The 16,025-nt window shown below is 71.8% G+C and carries 14 protein-coding genes; 5 read left to right on the top strand and 9 right to left on the bottom strand.

The genetic code is table 11. The annotated features are described in order from the left end of the window. Positions 1 to 24: 24 nt before the first annotated feature. Together ACFYPN_RS24610 and ACFYPN_RS24605 are read right to left on the bottom strand one after the other, a co-directional pair. Positions 25 to 720 (bottom strand): response regulator, encoded by a 696-nt coding sequence (locus ACFYPN_RS24610; RefSeq protein WP_389301060.1) that lies wholly within the window; start codon positions 718 to 720, stop codon positions 25 to 27. Beyond that, entirely contained in the window at positions 717 to 2,000 is a 1,284-nt protein-coding gene (locus tag ACFYPN_RS24605) for a sensor histidine kinase (RefSeq protein ID WP_389301057.1), read from the bottom strand. Before ACFYPN_RS24605 ends, ACFYPN_RS24610 begins: the two co-directional genes overlap by 4 nt. Positions 2,001 to 2,345: 345 nt before the next feature. On the opposite strand from ACFYPN_RS24605, the gene ACFYPN_RS24600 reads away from it, so the two are divergent. Continuing rightward, positions 2,346 to 3,281, top strand: coding sequence for a CPBP family intramembrane glutamic endopeptidase (locus tag ACFYPN_RS24600; RefSeq protein ID WP_389301054.1), 936 nt, complete (start codon positions 2,346 to 2,348; stop codon positions 3,279 to 3,281). A gap of 97 nt (positions 3,282 to 3,378) precedes the next feature. Here ACFYPN_RS24600 and ACFYPN_RS24595 read toward each other — a convergent pair whose 3' ends face one another. Together ACFYPN_RS24595 and ACFYPN_RS24590 are read right to left on the bottom strand one after the other, a co-directional pair. Beyond that, positions 3,379 to 4,215: a Cof-type HAD-IIB family hydrolase gene (locus ACFYPN_RS24595; protein WP_358762612.1), complete on the bottom strand. Its 837-nt coding sequence runs from the start codon at positions 4,213 to 4,215 to the stop codon at positions 3,379 to 3,381. A gap of 142 nt (positions 4,216 to 4,357) precedes the next feature. Beyond that, on the bottom strand, positions 4,358 to 5,335 hold the full coding sequence (locus tag ACFYPN_RS24590; protein ID WP_358762613.1) for a DUF2510 domain-containing protein: 978 nt from the start codon (positions 5,333 to 5,335) through the stop codon (positions 4,358 to 4,360). Positions 5,336 to 5,631: 296 nt separating this feature from the next. Between ACFYPN_RS24590 and ACFYPN_RS24585 the strand changes: the two genes are divergently transcribed. The 4 genes from ACFYPN_RS24585 (at position 5,632) to ACFYPN_RS24570 (ending at position 9,421) form a co-directional block, all read left to right on the top strand. Beyond that, the gene (locus tag ACFYPN_RS24585; RefSeq protein WP_389301050.1) at positions 5,632 to 6,354 is read left to right on the top strand and encodes a FadR/GntR family transcriptional regulator; all 723 of its coding nucleotides are present in this window, start codon (positions 5,632 to 5,634) and stop codon (positions 6,352 to 6,354) included. 108 nt (positions 6,355 to 6,462) lie between these two features. Continuing rightward, positions 6,463 to 7,233 (top strand): (Fe-S)-binding protein, encoded by a 771-nt coding sequence (locus ACFYPN_RS24580; RefSeq protein ID WP_358762617.1) that lies wholly within the window; start codon positions 6,463 to 6,465, stop codon positions 7,231 to 7,233. Then, positions 7,230 to 8,792, top strand: a complete 1,563-nt coding sequence (locus ACFYPN_RS24575) for a lactate utilization protein B (RefSeq protein WP_389301048.1) — start codon at positions 7,230 to 7,232, stop codon at positions 8,790 to 8,792. Before ACFYPN_RS24580 ends, ACFYPN_RS24575 begins: the two co-directional genes overlap by 4 nt. Then, the gene (locus ACFYPN_RS24570; RefSeq protein WP_389301045.1) at positions 8,789 to 9,421 is read left to right on the top strand and encodes a lactate utilization protein C; all 633 of its coding nucleotides are present in this window, start codon (positions 8,789 to 8,791) and stop codon (positions 9,419 to 9,421) included. Before ACFYPN_RS24575 ends, ACFYPN_RS24570 begins: the two co-directional genes overlap by 4 nt. A 130-nt stretch (positions 9,422 to 9,551) precedes the next feature. Here the strand turns inward: ACFYPN_RS24570 and ACFYPN_RS24565 are convergent, their stop codons facing one another. The 5 genes from ACFYPN_RS24565 to ACFYPN_RS24545 all read right to left on the bottom strand — a co-directional run bounded on the left by ACFYPN_RS24565 (position 9,552) and on the right by ACFYPN_RS24545 (position 15,984). Next, on the bottom strand, positions 9,552 to 11,525 hold the full coding sequence (locus tag ACFYPN_RS24565) for a DUF2264 domain-containing protein (RefSeq protein WP_389301042.1): 1,974 nt from the start codon (positions 11,523 to 11,525) through the stop codon (positions 9,552 to 9,554). Beyond that, the gene (locus tag ACFYPN_RS24560; RefSeq protein WP_389301040.1) at positions 11,522 to 12,556 is read right to left on the bottom strand and encodes a hydroxyacid dehydrogenase; all 1,035 of its coding nucleotides are present in this window, start codon (positions 12,554 to 12,556) and stop codon (positions 11,522 to 11,524) included. The genes ACFYPN_RS24565 and ACFYPN_RS24560 overlap by 4 nt, the downstream gene beginning before the upstream one ends. Before the next feature lie 74 nt (positions 12,557 to 12,630). Beyond that, complete coding sequence (locus ACFYPN_RS24555; protein WP_358762625.1) at positions 12,631 to 13,521, bottom strand: carbohydrate ABC transporter permease; 891 nt, start codon at positions 13,519 to 13,521, stop codon at positions 12,631 to 12,633. Beyond that, entirely contained in the window at positions 13,518 to 14,519 is a 1,002-nt protein-coding gene (locus ACFYPN_RS24550) for a carbohydrate ABC transporter permease (RefSeq protein WP_389301037.1), read from the bottom strand. Before ACFYPN_RS24550 ends, ACFYPN_RS24555 begins: the two co-directional genes overlap by 4 nt. Positions 14,520 to 14,616: 97 nt before the next feature. Continuing rightward, positions 14,617 to 15,984 (bottom strand): ABC transporter substrate-binding protein, encoded by a 1,368-nt coding sequence (locus tag ACFYPN_RS24545; RefSeq protein WP_389301034.1) that lies wholly within the window; start codon positions 15,982 to 15,984, stop codon positions 14,617 to 14,619. Between the last annotated feature and the right edge of the window lie 41 nt (positions 15,985 to 16,025).

Below are 16,025 nucleotides of genomic sequence, written 5' to 3'. Positions count from 1 at the left end.
TCCCTGACCAGGACCACCCGGGTGTCAGGACCGGTCGCCCCCCGCCAGGCCCGCGCGGTACGCCAGCACCACCGCCTGGACGCGGTCGCGCAGATCCAGTTTGGTGAGGATGCGGGAGACGTACGTCTTCACGGTTTCGGGGCTGAGGACCAGCTCAGCCGCTATCTCGGCGTTCGACAGCCCCTCGCTGATGAGGAGGAGGACCTCGCGTTCGCGCGGGGTGAGCGTTTCGAGACGGTCGCGCTCGGGGGACGCGGGGGCGCCGACCGGGCGCAGCCGTTCGGCGAAGCGGCCGATCAGGGTGCGGGTGACGACCGGGGAGAGGAGGGACTCGCCGCGGGCGACGGTACGTACGGCGTTGATCAGTTCCGGCGGTGCCGCGTCTTTCAGCAGGAAGCCGCTGGCACCGGCGCGCAGGGCCTCGTACACGTACTCGTCGACGTTGAACGTCGTGACGATCAGGATCTTCGCCGGGTTGAGGGCGTCGGGGCCCGCGAGGCGGCGGGTGGCCTCGATGCCGTCGAGCAGCGGCATGCGGATGTCCATGACGACGACGTCAGGTCTCAATTCCTCCGCCCGGCGGATCGCCGCCCGCCCGTCCGCGGCCTCCCCCACGACCTCCATGTCGGGCTGAGCGGAGAAGATCGTGACGAAGCCGGCGCGCACGAGAGCCTGGTCGTCACAGACCAGCAGCCTGATGGCCGTGGGCTCCGCACTCATGCGACACCTCCCACCGGGATACGCGCGGACACCCGGAACCCGCCGTCCGGGGCGGGGCCTGCCGTGAACTCGCCACCCAGCATCTCCACCCGCTCCCGCAGCCCGGCCAGGCCGCGGCCACCCGAAGCGTGCGGGCCGCCACCCCGCGAGGCGGCGACGGGGGCACTGTCGGCCGCGGTGGTCACCTCGACGTCGGTCCAGCCGGGTCGGTGCGCCAGCCGTACTCGCGTCCGCCGGCCCGCGGCGTGCTTCACGGCGTTCGTCAGGGATTCCTGCACGACGCGGTAGGCCGTGAGCCGCGCTGCCACGGTCATGTCCGGTTGTTCTCCCTCCTCGGCCAGCTCGACCGGCTGGCCACCCGCGCGTATCTGCTCCACCAGGTCGGGCACCCGGCCCGGCATCGGTGTCCGGTCACGTGTCCGGTCCCGTGGCCCCGACTCTCCGGTCGCCTCCAGCACGCCGAGCAGGAAGCGCAGTTCGGCGAGTGCGCGACGGCCGGTGCCGCTGATGGAGTCGAGAGCTTCGTCGAGACGCTCAGGCGTCTCGGTGAGGTACTTCGCCGCGCCGGCCTGGACGACCATGGCGGTCACGTGGTGGGTCACCACATCATGCAATTCCTTTGCCAGACGTCTGCGTTCCTCGGCGATGATCGCCTGCGCGGAGAGCCGCCGGCGCTCGGCCTCGTGCTCCCGCCGCTCGCGGACCAGGACGCCCAGGCCCCACATCACCGCCAGGACCGCATAGTAGAGCAGGAAGTCGCCCAGGTCGTCGGGCGATCCCAGCGCGTGCAGGACGACGCAGAAGACCGCGTACCCGACCGTGGCCGCCGACGCGACGGACCGGCGCAGGTGACCCTGATGGGCGCCCGCCGAGTAGAGCGCGACGTACAGCCCCACGCTGCCGAAGGTCGGCGGGCAACCGAGGGACTCGTGGACCGCGAACGAGGTTCCCGCCACCGCGAGGCAGACGGCCGGCCACTGGGTGCGCACGGCGAGCGGGAGGGTCTGCCCCAGGGTCAACAGCACACTTGCGACAGATGCCTGGTGGGTGGGGAGATCACCGAACTGCCCACCGATCCCCGACAGCGGCGCCGCGAACGACAGTACGGTGAAGACGAGAGCGGACTCGCGGTCCCTGGTGGTGGCGGGGCGCGATCCCCACCACCGCGCCAGTCGGCGGATCCGGGCGAGAGCGTCGGCGCGAGGGTACCCACGGGGGGCGATCACGCCCGGCGCAGGGGGCGCCGCACCCATGCGGTCACGAGCTGCTTGGTCTTCCATACACCGTCCATGATCCGGTATGTCCGGCGCCGGATTCACCGGACCGGCGCCCAACGGAACGTGGAACGGGCCGACTTCACCGGCCGTCCCGCGTCCCGCGCGTGCGGCGGGGTCGTCCGGTCCCTGCGTGGCGCGCGGGCGCCGGACGGCCTCGTCAGGCGAACGTACCGCCTGGTGACGGGAGCGGCATCCCCCGGGTGGGGAGGGCCCGGTAGCTCGCTCGGGGGACCGGCGCATGGGCAAGTGTCCACCCCGTGGTGACGATCCGTGAGGACCGTGGCCCGTAGCTTTTCGGCATCGAGAGCTCGGACCACCCGCTGCCGGCGGGTCCTTGAGGAGGAAGCCATGCTGTTCAACAACCCCCGGTCAGCGCCGCAGGCGGCCGACGGCCACGCCCGTCCGACCGCGGCGGCGGAAGGGAACACCGGACGCGCCGCGCGGTGGGCGGCCTCCGCGTGGGTGCGCCTGCCGGTGATGTTCGTGGCGATGCTGGCCGTGGAGGCGCTCACCACCACGGTCAACACCGCTGTCGGTGGTACGGCATTGACCGCTCTGATCGCCGGGGTGACGACGGGCGGGCTGGCCCTGGCCGCGTACGTCGGACTGGTGCGCTACCTGGAGGGACGCAGGCCGCAGGAGCTCACGCTCGCCCGGGCGCGGCCGGAACTCGGCCGGGGGGCCCTGCTCGGGCTGGGCCTCTTCGCCGTCACCATCGCGGCGATCGCGATGTCCGGCGGCTACCACGTCCACGGCTGGGGTTCGATCGGCGGCGCGCTGTCCACCCTGGGGCTGATGAGCTGCGTCGCGGTGACCGAGGAACTCGCCTTCCGCGGCGCGCTGTTCCGTATTCTGGAGGAGAAGACCGGGACGTACGGGGCGGTGGTCGTTTCGGGCCTCGTCTTCGGGTGCCTGCACCTGGTCAACAAGGACGCCACGGTCTGGGGCGCGCTGGCCATCGCCGTCGAGGCCGGCCTGATGTTCGGCGCGGTCTACGCCGCCACCCGCTCGCTGTGGCCGGTGATCGGCATGCACCTCGGCTGGAACATGGCGGAGCAGGGCATCTTCGGTACCGCCGTCTCGGGCTCGGGGACCGGGACCGGCGGCCTGCTGCACGCCACCGTGGACGGCCCCCAGATCCTGACCGGCGGGAGCTTCGGCCCGGAGGCCGGCATCTTCGCCGTCCTGGTCTGCGCCGTGCCCACCGTGCTGTTCCTCCGGGCCGCCAAGCGGCACCATCGGATCTACGGGCGCGGCGAAGTGGCGCAGGCCCGACAGGGCTGACGGCAGCAGAGCCACCGGCGGCGGCACCCGGCGGGACGGGGAGCGTGATGCATCCCCGGCCTCCGCCGCGGACGGGCGCCCGTCATCGGTGGGACCGTCAGATCCCGAGGAGGTCCTTGATGGTGCGCAGGACGCCGTCGTCGGTGTGGGCCGGGGCCGTGTGGCGGGCGCGGCGCAGGACGTCGGGGTGGGCGTTGGCCATGGCGAAGGACCAGTCGGCGGTGTCCAGCATCTCCAGATCGTTGAGGTAGTCCCCGAACACCATGGTCTGCTCCGGTCCGATGCCCATGTCGTGCTGGAGGCGGCGCACCGCCGCTCCCTTGTCGGCGGTGCGGTTCATGACGTCGATCCAGTGCTCGCCCGATACGACCACCTGATGGGTTCCGGAGAAGTCCGCCAGGGCGGGGGCGGAACGTTCGGCCCCGCCGAAGTCGAGGACGGCGACCTTGATGATCTCGTCGTCGACGGCGGTGGCGTCGTCCACGAGGCGGTGCGCCCGGTAGTACGTGAGGACCTCGGAGAGGAACGCCGCGTCGCCGCGTTCGGTGTACGCGGAGCGCTTTCCGCAGACCACCACGCCGATGTCCCGGCCCTCCCGCACCAGCTGCCTGACGCGGGTGACCAGCCGGGCGGAGACCGCGGGGTCGAGCGGGTCGGAGGACAGCTCCACTCCGTCGCGGACGACGAGGGCGCCGTTCTCCGCGATGTAGACCATGCCCGCGTCGACGCCCTCGAACAGGTGTGCCAGTGTGGCGTACTGGCGGCCACTGGCCGGGCTGAAGACGATGCCGCGGCGGCGCAGTTCGTCCAGCAGGGGCCACAGGCCCAGCGGTACGTTGCCGTCTGCGTCGAGCAGCGTGCCGTCCATGTCCGTGACGATGAGCCGGATGTCGGGGTGGCCGGCGGGCGGGCGCGCGTCGCGTCGGGTGTGCATGGTGATCCTGAGGTCGGCGGGTCGGGGCACCCGCACCGTAACCATGTCCCGGGTCCGGGCAGGGGGCGGGGTACGCCCGGCGGTGTCCGGTGATGATCCACCGGACACCGCCGCCCGAGCGTCAGGTGGTGTCCCAGTCGCCCTACGCGGTCTGCCCGGTACCCGAGCCGCTCACCGACGCGGCCTTGATGCCCTTGGTGATGGTGTCCAGCACGGAGAGCTTCGGCGCCCGGTCGTTGATGTCGAACCCGGACCGGATGACCACCAGCAGGTCCTTGCTGTGGGGGGAGGGGAAGGCGAGGGATTCGACGTACCCGTCGTCGCCCTTCTTCGTGACCACCTTCCAGCGCACGAGGTAGCCCTTCTGGCCCGCCACGGTGACGGCCTCGGACTTCAGCTCCTGGTGGGAGGTGATCCCCTCGTAGATCTTCGCGCCGTAGGACTCCTCCGCGTTGGCCGAGATGTCCTTCTTCGCGGCCGCCTCGGCAGTCTTCTCCGTGTTCTTCAGCGCCGCCGCGGGCGCGGAGAACACCCCTCCGCGCACACACTTCTGACGGGAGTCGCCGGGGCAGGCGTACTCGCCGGTCGTCAGGCCCGCGCCGACAGCCCCGGACTCGCCGGTCCAGCCGTCCGGCACCGGCAGGCTGATGCCGCTGGCGACATCGGTCGCATAGCCGTCCTCGGACGGAATCTGCGACTCGGGCGCCTGGTCCTGGCCACCGCTGCCGTCGCCGCCGTTCTGGCCGCTTCCACCGTCGCTGCCGTCTTCGCCGCCGCCGCTCCGACCGCCGAAGCCGCCGCCGCTCTCGCCGCTGCCGCCGGGTGCGCCCTGGCGGCCGTCGCCGCCGGACGGCGGGGCTCCGGAGCGCGCGGCCGCAGGCGTGGCGGAATGCTTGCCGTCGTCGTGCCCCAGCGCGTACCCGCCACCAGCGACGGCGGCGAGGATCACCACGCCGACGGTGATGCCGGCGCCTGTGCGGATGCGGCGGCTACGGACGGCGGCGGGTGCCACGCGGAGCTGGTCGGTCCACTGAGTGCCGTCCCACCAGCGCTCCTGCGCGGGGCCTATTCCTGTATACCCGGGGTCTGGATGCCAGCCGGGCGGGCTCGTCTGGTTCACAGCCGTACCGTATGCGGACTGAGTGAGAATCACATGAAACGGCTGGTGTTCTCTCTCTCAGCGCGATGCGAACCGCCCCCGCGCGTCTCGGCCCAGCCAGGACCGGCGTCGTGGACGAAACTCTTCAGCGCTACGGAGAGGAGCACCGGGCGTCACCGGTCACCCGGTCTTTGGTCCGACCACAGGGTGTGTGAGCATAGGCGGGAGAGAGTGACCCGGGGGCCCGTACGACGACAGCCGGCAGGCCCCGGAAGGCGCGGACCGCCGGTGCGACCGGCCCAGGCAGGGAGTGGCCGATGCCCGTCGAGTGGGAACCCGTGCGGCAGTCCCGTACCCATGAACTCGTGCTGCGGAGCATCGAGGAGCGGGTCTTCGCCGGCGAGCTCAAGGCGGGCGACCGCCTTCCGCCCGAGCGGGAGCTCGCTCCGGTCCTCGGCGTCAGCAGGTCCGCCCTGCGCGAGGCGCTGCGGGTGCTGGAGACCATCGGTGTCCTGGTGGCCCAGCCGGGCCGGGGGCCCGACTCGGGGGCGCGGATCGTACGCAACCCGGACGACGCGCTCGGGCGGCTGCTGCGGCTGCACTTCGCCCTGGGCAGCTACAGCCTGGAGGACGTCATGGAAGCCCGGGTCGTCCTGGAGCGGTCCGGATTCGAGGCCGCCGTCACCCACGCCCGGGACGAAGACCTCGACGAGGCCGCGTCCCTGGTCGCGGACATGACGGCCCCGGGCATCGGCGTCACCGCCTTCAACGACCTGGACACCCGCTTCCACGTGCAGATCGCCCGCTGCTCCGGCAACGCGTTGACCTCCACCCTCACTTCGGCCGTACGCGAGTCCGTACGGCCGCTGATCCTGCGGGCGCTCGAAGAGGCCGAGGACTGGCCCGCCACCGCTGCCGCGCTCAACGCCGAACACACCGAACTGCTCCGGCTGGTACGCGCCGGACGGGGCGCGGAGGCGGCCGACCTGGTCGAACGCCACATCCGCAGCCTGCACGGCACGCTGGTCGACGACAAGTAGCGGGAGCGCCCCGGAAGGGACGCGCGGCCCGTGCCTCTTCACTCGGAGGCGTGCCAGTAGTATGGTCCGACCATACAAAGGACGTAGGAGAACGATCGAGGAGGCTCCATGCGCGTCGGGCTCTTCGCCACCTGTCTGGGAGACACGCTCTTTCCCGAGGCGGTGAAATCGACCGCGGTGCTGCTCGCCCGCCTGGGCCACGAGGTGGTGTTCCCGCCGGGACAGACCTGCTGCGGCCAGATGCACGTCAACACCGGCTACCAGCGCGAACCAGTCCCGCTGGTGCGCAACTTCGCCGACCAGTTCGGCGACGCGTCGATCGAGGCGGTCGTCATGCCCTCCGGTTCCTGCGCCGGATCGGTCCGCCACCAGCACCGCATCGTCGCCGAACGCTACGGTGACGCCGCGCTGCGCGCCGGGGTCGCCACGGTCGAGGCGAAGACCTACGAGTTGTCGGAGTTCCTCGTCGACGTCCTCGACGCCACCGACGTCGGCGCGTACTTCCCGCACCGCGTCACCTACCACCCCACCTGCCACTCGCTGCGGATGCTCCGTGTCGGCGAGAAGCCGCTGCGGCTGCTGCGCGCCGTCGACTCCATCGACCTCGTGGAGTTGCCCGAGGCCGACTCCTGCTGCGGTTTCGGCGGCACCTTCGCGGTGAAGAACGCCGAGACGTCCTCCGCGATGCTCCAGGACAAGATGCGCCACATCGGTTCCACCGGCGCCGACGTGTGCACCGCGGGCGACTCCTCCTGCCTGATGCACATCGGCGGTGGCCTCCACCGCATCAAATCGGGCACCAGCACCCTGCACCTGGCGCAGATCCTCGCCGCGACCCGTACCGCCCCGCACGCCATGACGGAGGCCGCAGCCGTATGAGCACCTTCCTCGGCATGCCCGCCGCCCCGCCCCGCTCCCCGTACGGAACGGGCAACCTGCGCGGCGAACGGAAATTCCCCGCCGCCGCCCACGACGAGCTGCGCAACGAGCAACTCCGCCGCAATCTCGGCAAGGCCACCCGCACCATCCGCACCAAGCGTCTCCACGTCACCGGCGAGCTCCCCGACTGGGAGCGGCTGCGCGACGCCGGAGCGGCGATCAAGACCGACACCATGAACCGGCTGCCCGAACTCCTGGAGCAACTGGAGGCGAGGGTCACCGAGCACGGCGGTACGGTCCACTGGGCGCGCGACGGCGCCGAGGCCAACGAGATCGTCACCCGCCTGATCAGGGCGACCGGCAGCAGCGACGTCATCAAGGTCAAGTCGATGGCCACCCAGGAGATCGGCCTCAACGAACACCTGGAGTCGGTCGGCATCACGCCGTACGAGACCGACCTCGCCGAGCTCATCGTGCAGCTCGCGCACGACAAGCCCTCGCACATCCTGGTCCCCGCGATCCACCGCAACCGCGACGAGATCCGGGAGATCTTCCTCAAGGAGATCCCCGGCGTCGACCCGGACCTGGACAACGTGCCCGCTCACCTCGCCGCCGCAGCGCGCGCCTATCTGCGCGAGAAGTTCATGACGACCAGGGTCGCGGTCTCCGGCGCCAACTTCGGCATCGCCGAAACCGGCACCCTCTCCGTCGTGGAGTCCGAGGGCAACGGCCGGATGTGCCTCACCCTGCCCGACACCCTGATCACCGTGATGGGCATCGAGAAGGTGCTGCCGCGCTACGCGGACCTCGAGGTCTTCCTCCAGCTCCTGCCGCGCTCCTCCACCGGCGAGCGGATGAACCCCTACACCTCCCTGTGGACCGGGGTGACCCCCGGCGACGGCCCGCAGACGTTCCACCTGGTGCTGCTCGACAACGGCCGGACCGCCGCGCTCGCCGACAGAATCGGACGCGAGGCCCTCAACTGCATCCGCTGCTCCGCCTGCCTCAACGTCTGCCCGGTCTACGAACGCGCCGGCGGACACGCCTACGGATCGACCTACCCCGGCCCCATCGGCGCGGTCCTCACTCCGCAGCTCGCCGGGATGCACGCGGCGAAGGACGATCCCAACAGCTCGCTGCCGTACGCCTCCAGCCTCTGCGGCGCCTGCTTCGACGCCTGCCCGGTCAAGATCGACATCCCGTCGCTCCTGGTCGAACTCCGGCACCAGAACACCGAACAGGCCGGTACGACGGCGGAGAAGCTCGCCATGAAGGCCGCCGCAGCGGTGATGCGGAGCCCGAGACTGTTCACGGCGGCCCAGAAGGCAGCCGGTCTCGGACGGGTCGTCGCCGGCAAGGACGGCACCATCGGACGCGTGCCCGCGCCCTTCGACGGCTGGAGCGACAGCCGGGACACCCCGGCCCCGCCGAAGCAGACGTTCCGCTCCTGGCTGGCCTCTGCCGAAGGCATCGCCACCATGAAGGCGGCGGCCGACGAGGGCGCCGCCACGGGCGCTGCCACCGACCGCCCGAACGACCCGACGGGGGAAGAGAAGTGACGACCGCACGCGACACCGTCCTCGGCCGGGTGCGCGACGCCCTGGCCCTCGCCCCGGCCCGTCCGGTCGTCGTCCCGCGCGACTACCGCACCGGGCGCACCCTGCCCGACGCCGAACGCCTCGGCCTCCTCACCGACCGGCTGCTCGACTACAAGGCACAGGTCCACCCCTGCACCTCGGGCCGGACCGCAGAGGTGATCGCAGAAGTGCTGCGGGAGCGGGGCACCCGCCGGATCGGCGCGCCGGCCGGCCTCGACGCCGCGTGGCTGGCGGCATGGGACGGGGATGTCCAACGGGACTCCGCCGACATCCCGGCGCCCACGCTCGGCGAGCTCGACGGCGTCGTGACCGCATCCGCCGTCAGCTGCGCGGAGACCGGCACCATCTTCCTGGACGGCTCCGACGACCAGGGGCGCCGCGCGCTCTCCCTCGTCCCCGACCTGCACGTCTGCGTCGTCGACCTCTCCACGGTGGAGGTCGGAGTCCCGGAAGCGGTCGCGCGCCTGGTGCCTGAGCGGCCGACGACCCTGATCAGCGGGCCCTCGGCCACTTCGGACATCGAACTGGAGCGGGTGGAAGGGGTGCACGGCCCCCGGACGCTCGTGGTGATCGTCCGCATCGACGCCTGACGCCGACGCCTGACGCCGACGCCTGCCCCCGACGCCTGACGCCGATGCCTGTCCCCGACTGGCGGGTAACCGGACGGCCGGGGGCGGCGACGGTGCAACCGCCGTGGCCACCCCCCGGCCGCCCTCACCGTCACCGGGTGGTGTGCACCACCGATACGGAGGGGGAAGCGGATGCCCCGGCGCCGAAGGCGATCCGGGTGACCGCCCCGTCCTCGGACCACGCGACCTCCACCGTGTCTCCGCCGCTTTCGGCACCCCCGCCGCCTGTTGCCACGTTCACCCCGCTCACCGCCGTCCCGACCGGAGCCGGGTCCGCCTCGCCGGTGAGTGAGGCCAGGGCCACCAGGACCACCGTGCCCTCGGTCTCCACGGTGTCCACGGCCAGCCGGGGCAGCAACGCCCAGCGGGTGTACGCCGTGCCCTGCGGGGCGCGTACCTCCTCCTCGCACTCCCAGCCGTACAGCCCGTGCAGCACGGAGCGCGGGGAGCCGCCGGGGGCCGTCGCCCAACCGGTCTGCTCGACGCGGGCACCCGCCGGGACGCCGTGGACCCGGTGGACCCGGAGTTCGTGACGGCCCCTGACGAAGGTGACGCTCTCCACCCGCAGCCCCGGGACGGCCGGCGGCAGACCCGGAAAGACCGGCATGTGCCAGGAGGCCGCCCAGCCCCAGCCGTCCCCGTGCCCGGCGCCCAGGGGATGGATCCGGCGGCGGACGCTCCGGGCCCCGCCGATCAGGACGGAGAGATGGTTGTCCGCGACGTTCACCGCCGACGAGGGACCGGTCGCCGTGGAGTACGCGAACCGCCCGTAGTGCGGGTCCGCCTCCGCCGCCGACTCACCCTCGTGCGGCCTGACGTGGTCGCTGCCGTGATTGTGCAGCCGGACGATGCCGTCCGCCCGGGTCGACTGCAGCAGCAGCCCCGGCGCCCGCACCGACAACACCCGGTCCGGGCCGTCGCTCGGCGCCTCCTCCTCCCGCGCCGTCCACAGCGGGTGGTCCGCCGGGGCGAGCAGCGAGACGAACGCCTTCGACGCCCAGTACGGCGACGCCGGACCCGAGTACCTCTGCAACGTCGCCTCGTGCGGGCCGTGCCACCCGAGGCTCAGCAGCCCGTCCTCGCCGGTCGCGCCCCGCTCCAGGAAGTACCGCAGCGAACCGCTGACCAGCCGCCGGGACGCGCCGGGGGAGAGCGGGGTGTGTCCGGAGACCGCGCCCATGCCGACCACCGCGCCCGCCGCGAACCGGTAAGCGAGGGAGCGCCCGAAGTGCAGGGGCGCGCCGTCCGCGCCGAACATCAGGGAGAAGCTCTCCAGGTGCTCGCGCAGCCGCCCGCCGTAGTGGGCGAGGAGCTCCCGGTCGCCCGAGAGGTGGGCGTCCAGCACCGGATAGAGGTGCAGCGCCCAGCCGTTGTAGTGGTCGAAGGCACGCCCGTCCCCGTCCGCGTACCAGCCGTCGCCCCGGTACCACCCCTCCAGCAGGTCGAGCGCGCGGGTCCGCGCCCGGGTGGTCTCCGCGTCGCCCCGGCCCACGGACTCCAGGAACCCGGCGACGGTGAAGGGGAAGAGGTACCAGTTGTTGGGTGCGGGGGTGTGCCGCAACGATCCGCGCAGCCACTCCTCGGCGCGGTCCTGGGTCCGGCCGTCGAGCCGGTCCCAGAGCCACGGGCGGGTGAGCCGCAGGCCGAGGGCGACCGACGCCGACTCCACCATCGGCTGGCCGAAGACGGTGTGGTCGCGGATGAGCGGCCAGGACTCGGCATCGTCGCGCCCCGGCGTCCGCGTACCGGCGGCGAGGCCGTCCGCGTACCGGTCCAGCCAGCCGTGCGGGTCCTTGCCCCCGGCGCCCGCGACCCGGAACGCGGCGGCGAGGAAGGTACGCGCGTACCCCTCCAGCCCGTCGGAACGGACCCCGGACCCCGAGGGGCGGCCGGGCAGGTCGAGGAGGGCGCGGCCGGGGGTCGCCCACTGCCAGGCCGCGTGCAGCAGACCGTCCGCGGCCGCCTCCCAGTGCGCCCGGGTGTAACCGGTGAGAGGGCTGAGCACGCGGTTGTCGGCGGGGAGCGGGAGAGGAAGGGGGATGGGGGAGAGGGGGGCGGTGGTCATGCGAGGAAGTCCAGCCTTTCCGGTCGGACGGGATGGGCGAAACCGACGCCCGCGGCCCAGCGCGCGACCTCACCGGTCGCCAGATCGGCCAGCCGCCGCCACTCATTGCCCTGGGACCCGGCGAGATGCGGGGTGATCAGCGCGTTCTCGCACTCCCACAGGGGATGGCCGACGGGCAGCGGGTCCGGGTCGGTGACGTCGACGACGGCTCTGATCCGCTGTCGCCGGAGTACGTCGGTGAGCGCGTCCTGGTCGACGACCGCGCCGCGCGAGGTGTTGATCAGCGTGGCGTCCGGCCGCATCGAGGTGAGCAGTTCGCGGCTGACGAGCCCGCGCGTACTGGGGAGCAGCGGGGTGTGGACGCTCACCACGTCGCTGCGGACGAAGAGTTCGGCGAGCGAGGTCCCTTCGACGCCGAGCGACGCCGCCTCCTCCGCCGACACGTACGGATCGTGCAGCAGCACCCGCAGATCGTAGGGGCGCAGCAGCTCGATCACCCGTCGGCCTATCATCGAGGCGGACAGGATGCCCACCGTACGGCGGTAGTTGCCGACTTCGTCGGGGACCCGCAGCCAGTCGCCACGGTCGCGTGCGAGGCGGAACTCCCGGGCGCGTTCCAGCACCCGCTTCCCGGAGAGCAGGACCATGGCGAGGGTGTACTCCGCCACCGGCAGCGCGTTGGCCGCCGCGGCGGAGGACACCGCGATCCCGCGCTCCCAGCAGGCGTCGGTGACATGGCCGCGCACCGAGCCGGCCGTGTGGACGACGGCCCGCAGCCGCGGGGCCGCGGCGAGCACCCGCTCGTCGATCGGCGGGCAGCCCCAGCCGGTGACGAGGATCTCCGCGTCGGCCAGGGCCGCGCGGGCCCGGTCGGTGGTGAAGTCGTCCAGGGCGGGCGGTGGCGCGAGGTCGCAGACCTCGCCGAGGGCGGTGAGCGCCTCCGGCGGAAGCACCGCCGCCGCGGCGTCCGGTTTCATGGCGAGCACGGTGCGCGGTCGGCGGGGCGTGCGGGGGGCAGCGGACGTGTGCATGTCTCTCCTGGTACGGGCGGTCGGCGCGGCCGTCCCCGGGGCGGTGGTCCTCGGGGACGGCCGCGCAGACCGCGCTACTTCACGGCGCCCGCGGTGAGCCCCGACCGCCAGAAGCGCTGGAGCAGGGCGAACGCGAGGATGAGCGGGACGATGGCGAGCAACGAGCCCATGATGACGACGGGGTAGTACTCGGGGGAGACCGACGCCGAGCTGTTCCAGGTGTACAGGCCGAGGCTGACCGGATACAGGTCCTGGTTCGAGAGCATCACCATGGGCAGGAAGAAGTTGTTCCAGATGGCGGTGAGCTGGAAGAGGAAGACGGTGACCAGCCCGGGCCCCAGCATCCGCATCGCCACCTTGAAGTAGGTGGCCAGCTCGCCCGCTCCGTCCACCCGGGCGGCCTCCAGCACCTCGTTCGGTACGTACCCCTGGCTGAAGATGCGGCCCAGGTACACGCCGAACGGGTTGAAGAGCACCGGGATGAAGACGGCCCAGAAGGTGTTCACGAGCCCCGCCTTGGACGCCATCAGGTAGAGCGGCAGCGCCAGGACGGTCTGCGGCACCATGACGGCCGCGAGCACCAGCCCGAACATCTTCTCCTTGTGGCGGAAGCGGTACTTGTCGAAGGCGTAGCCGCAGGCGACGCTGATCAGCGCGCCGACGGCCGCGCCCAGAACGGCGTAGAGCAGGCTGTTGGCGTACCAGCGCCCGTACAGGCCCGCGTCCATGGAGAACACGTCCTTCAGGTTCTGGACGAAGGAGAACCCCTTCAGCGAGAGGACGTTGCTCTTGAAGAGCGCGTCGCGGTCCTTGGCGGAGGCCAGCACCAGCCACAGGACCGGCAGCAGGGTGTACAGCACCGAGATGCCCACCACGAGGTTGACGACGGCCCGTCCGGTCAGCCCCGGCCGCCGGGCGGCGGAGGCGGAGCGGTGGGTGGTGCGGGGTAGGGCCGGTGCGCTCATCGGGCGTCCTCCTCGGCGGCGTTGGCGCGGTTCGTCCACCGGGTGACGCCGTAGGAGAGCGCGACCGTGAAGGCCAGCAGGATCACCGAAGCGGCAGCTGCCAGACCGTAGTTGTTGCGGGTGAACGCGGCGTCGTAGATGTACATGCTGGGGGAGAAACGGGAGTTGATCATCGGGGTGGACTGGCCGAGCAGCATGGGCTCGGTGAAGAGCTGGAGCGCGAAGATCAGCGTGAACATCGCCACCATCACGATGGACGAACGCACCAGCGGCGCCTTGACCTGGAGCGCGGTACGGACCGGCCCCGCCCCGTCGACGACGGACGCCTCGATCACCTCGCGCGGCACGGCCTGCAACGCGGCGTAGAAGACGACCATGTTGTAGCCGAGATTGCTCCACAGCGCGATGTTCACGATCGAGGGCACCACGGTGTGCACCCCGAGGAAGTCGACCGTGATGTCGGCCTTGCCGAGGAGGTCGATCACCGGGCTGAGCCCGGGGGTGTACAGATACAGCCAGATGATCGCGGCGATGATGCCCGGCACCGCGTGCGGCAGGAAGAGCGCGAGCTGCGCGGTGGCACGCAGCCGCACCACCCCCGAGTCCAGCAGCAGGGCCAGCGCGAGCGCACCGACCACGATCAGCGGAATGTAGATCAGGCAGTACAGCGCGACGATACCGAGTCCGCCCAGGAAGGTCGGGTCGGTGAGGACGGCCACGTAGCTGCGCACTCCGACGAAGACGGTCCTCTCCGGACCGAAGCCGAGGCCGGGTTGGTCGTCGCTGAAGAAGCTCAGCCAGACCGCTGTGCCGACCGGGATGAGGAAGACGGTCACCAGGAGGACGAAGAACGGCGTCATCAGGACGCCGGCGGCGCCGACTTCACGCCGGCGCGCGGTCACGCGGCCGGTTCTCGCCCGAGCGGTCGGGTGGGGACGCACGGTCCGTCCGGCACCGCTCACGGGGGCGACGGGCCGGGTGGTACTGGTCTCGGCCATGGGGGTCACCTGCCTCTCTGCTGCGAAGGGACACCGGTGCGGCGGCGCGTGGGGAAACCGGCACGGCAGCGGCATGGCGAGGGCACGCGGGGGCGGCTCACGTGGAGCGCTCGCTGGTGGCGAGGCCGAGCGCCCGCAGATCGGGCATGGTGCCCCTCTGGGCTGCCTCGATCGAGCTGAGCAGCGAGCCCTTGCCGCCGCTCGCCCGGGCGAACCCGTCCTGCATGACCTTGCCGGTGGCGGTCATCCGGGGACCCCAGATCCAGCCGTCCCGGATGATGCGCGCCTGCTCCTCGAAGACGCGGTAGATGTCCTGCCCCGCGTAGTAGGAGCGGTCGAACGCCTGGCTGCCCACGGAGACGAGGCCGGGCGCGGCCGGGTACTGGCTGCTCGCCCCGCTGGAGAGCCGGGCCCGCAGAGCGTCGGGGTGCGAGACCTGCCACTCGATGAATTCCATCGCCGCCTCCGGATGCGGGCAGTCCTTCGTCACCGCGAACGTGGACCCGCCGTGTGTCCCGTTGGACGGGTTCGCCGTGTCCCACTGCGGGAACGGCGCGATGGCCCACTGCCCCTTCTGGCCCGGACGGGCCTTCATCTGGGCCCCCGCGTCCCAGGCGCCGCTGAGGCGGACGAGGACCAGGCCGTTGCCGATCTGCGCGTCGCTCTGCCGGCTCTCCACGGCGTTCATGAACACCTGGTCCCGGTCGATGAGCCGTTGCCAGTACGCGGCGACGCGTCGGGTCGGGGCGTCGGCGAGCGAGACGTTCCAGGTGCCGCCGGTGGTGGAGAACCACTGGGCGCCCGCCTGCCAGGCGTACGCGGCCATCTGCGTGGCACCGTCGGTGGGGAAGAGGACGAGCCGCCGCTCACCGCCCTTGCGCCGCACGGTCACCGCCGCCTCCTCGAACTCGTCCCAGGTGCGCGGCACACGCAGGCCGTACTCCTCGAAGAGATCGGTGCGGTAATGCATCACCATCGGCTCGATGTCGAGCGGGACGGAGAAGATCCTGCCGTCGAACGTGGTGAGCCCCAGCGCCTGCGGCAGCAGCCGGGCGCGGAGCGTGTCACTGACCAGGCCGGTCAGGTCCCGGGCGACCCCGTCGATGGCGAAGCCGGGCACCTGCGGGTACTCCAGGGTGGCCACGTCCGGGGCATTGCCGGCCCGGGCGGCGTTGCTGAGTTTCGCGTAGCCGCCCTGCCCGCCCGAAGGGACCTGCTGGAAATCGACCTCGATGGTGCGATGACCGCGGTTGAAGGCGTCCACCACCTCCTGACTGCCCCGCAGGGCGGACCAGAAGGTGATGCGGACCTTGCCACCCCTACTGCTGGTGCTGGTATTGGTGATGTCTGTACTGCTGGTGCTGCGCCCCGACGTCCCGCCACCGGAGCAGGCGCTGAGCGCACCTGCCACCGGCAGCGAGGCGATCGTGGCCAGCACGGACCGACGACTCTGTCGATCAGGCATGCGCGCCTCCCGCGGCTCCTGTTCGGGACAACGGGAATCCT

It is taken from the genome of Streptomyces sp. NPDC005576, from assembly GCF_042871745.1.
Taxonomy (GTDB): Bacteria; Actinomycetota; Actinomycetes; order Streptomycetales; family Streptomycetaceae; genus Streptomyces.
The sequence above is the reverse complement of the archived record's forward strand: the minus strand, read 5'-3'. Positions and strand labels throughout refer to the sequence as shown.

Excerpts from the sequence above, each read along its gene's own strand:
- ACFYPN_RS24605 (WP_389301057.1), bottom strand. The coding sequence starts at position 2,000 with ATGGAAGACCAAGCAGCTCGTGACCGCATGGGTGCGGCGCCCCCTGCG.
- ACFYPN_RS24580 (WP_358762617.1), top strand. The coding sequence starts at position 6,463 with ATGCGCGTCGGGCTCTTCGCCACCTGTCTGGGAGACACGCTCTTTCCC.
- ACFYPN_RS24575 (WP_389301048.1), top strand. The coding sequence starts at position 7,230 with ATGAGCACCTTCCTCGGCATGCCCGCCGCCCCGCCCCGCTCCCCGTAC.
- ACFYPN_RS24560 (WP_389301040.1), bottom strand. The coding sequence starts at position 12,556 with ATGCACACGTCCGCTGCCCCCCGCACGCCCCGCCGACCGCGCACCGTG.
- ACFYPN_RS24595 (WP_358762612.1), bottom strand. The coding sequence starts at position 4,215 with ATGCACACCCGACGCGACGCGCGCCCGCCCGCCGGCCACCCCGACATC.
- ACFYPN_RS24610 (WP_389301060.1), bottom strand. The coding sequence starts at position 720 with ATGAGTGCGGAGCCCACGGCCATCAGGCTGCTGGTCTGTGACGACCAG.
- ACFYPN_RS24565 (WP_389301042.1), bottom strand. The coding sequence starts at position 11,525 with ATGACCACCGCCCCCCTCTCCCCCATCCCCCTTCCTCTCCCGCTCCCC.
- ACFYPN_RS24550 (WP_389301037.1), bottom strand. The coding sequence starts at position 14,519 with ATGGCCGAGACCAGTACCACCCGGCCCGTCGCCCCCGTGAGCGGTGCC.
- ACFYPN_RS24545 (WP_389301034.1), bottom strand. The coding sequence starts at position 15,984 with ATGCCTGATCGACAGAGTCGTCGGTCCGTGCTGGCCACGATCGCCTCG.
- ACFYPN_RS24585 (WP_389301050.1), top strand. The coding sequence starts at position 5,632 with ATGCCCGTCGAGTGGGAACCCGTGCGGCAGTCCCGTACCCATGAACTC.
- ACFYPN_RS24600 (WP_389301054.1), top strand. The coding sequence starts at position 2,346 with ATGCTGTTCAACAACCCCCGGTCAGCGCCGCAGGCGGCCGACGGCCAC.
- ACFYPN_RS24555 (WP_358762625.1), bottom strand. The coding sequence starts at position 13,521 with ATGAGCGCACCGGCCCTACCCCGCACCACCCACCGCTCCGCCTCCGCC.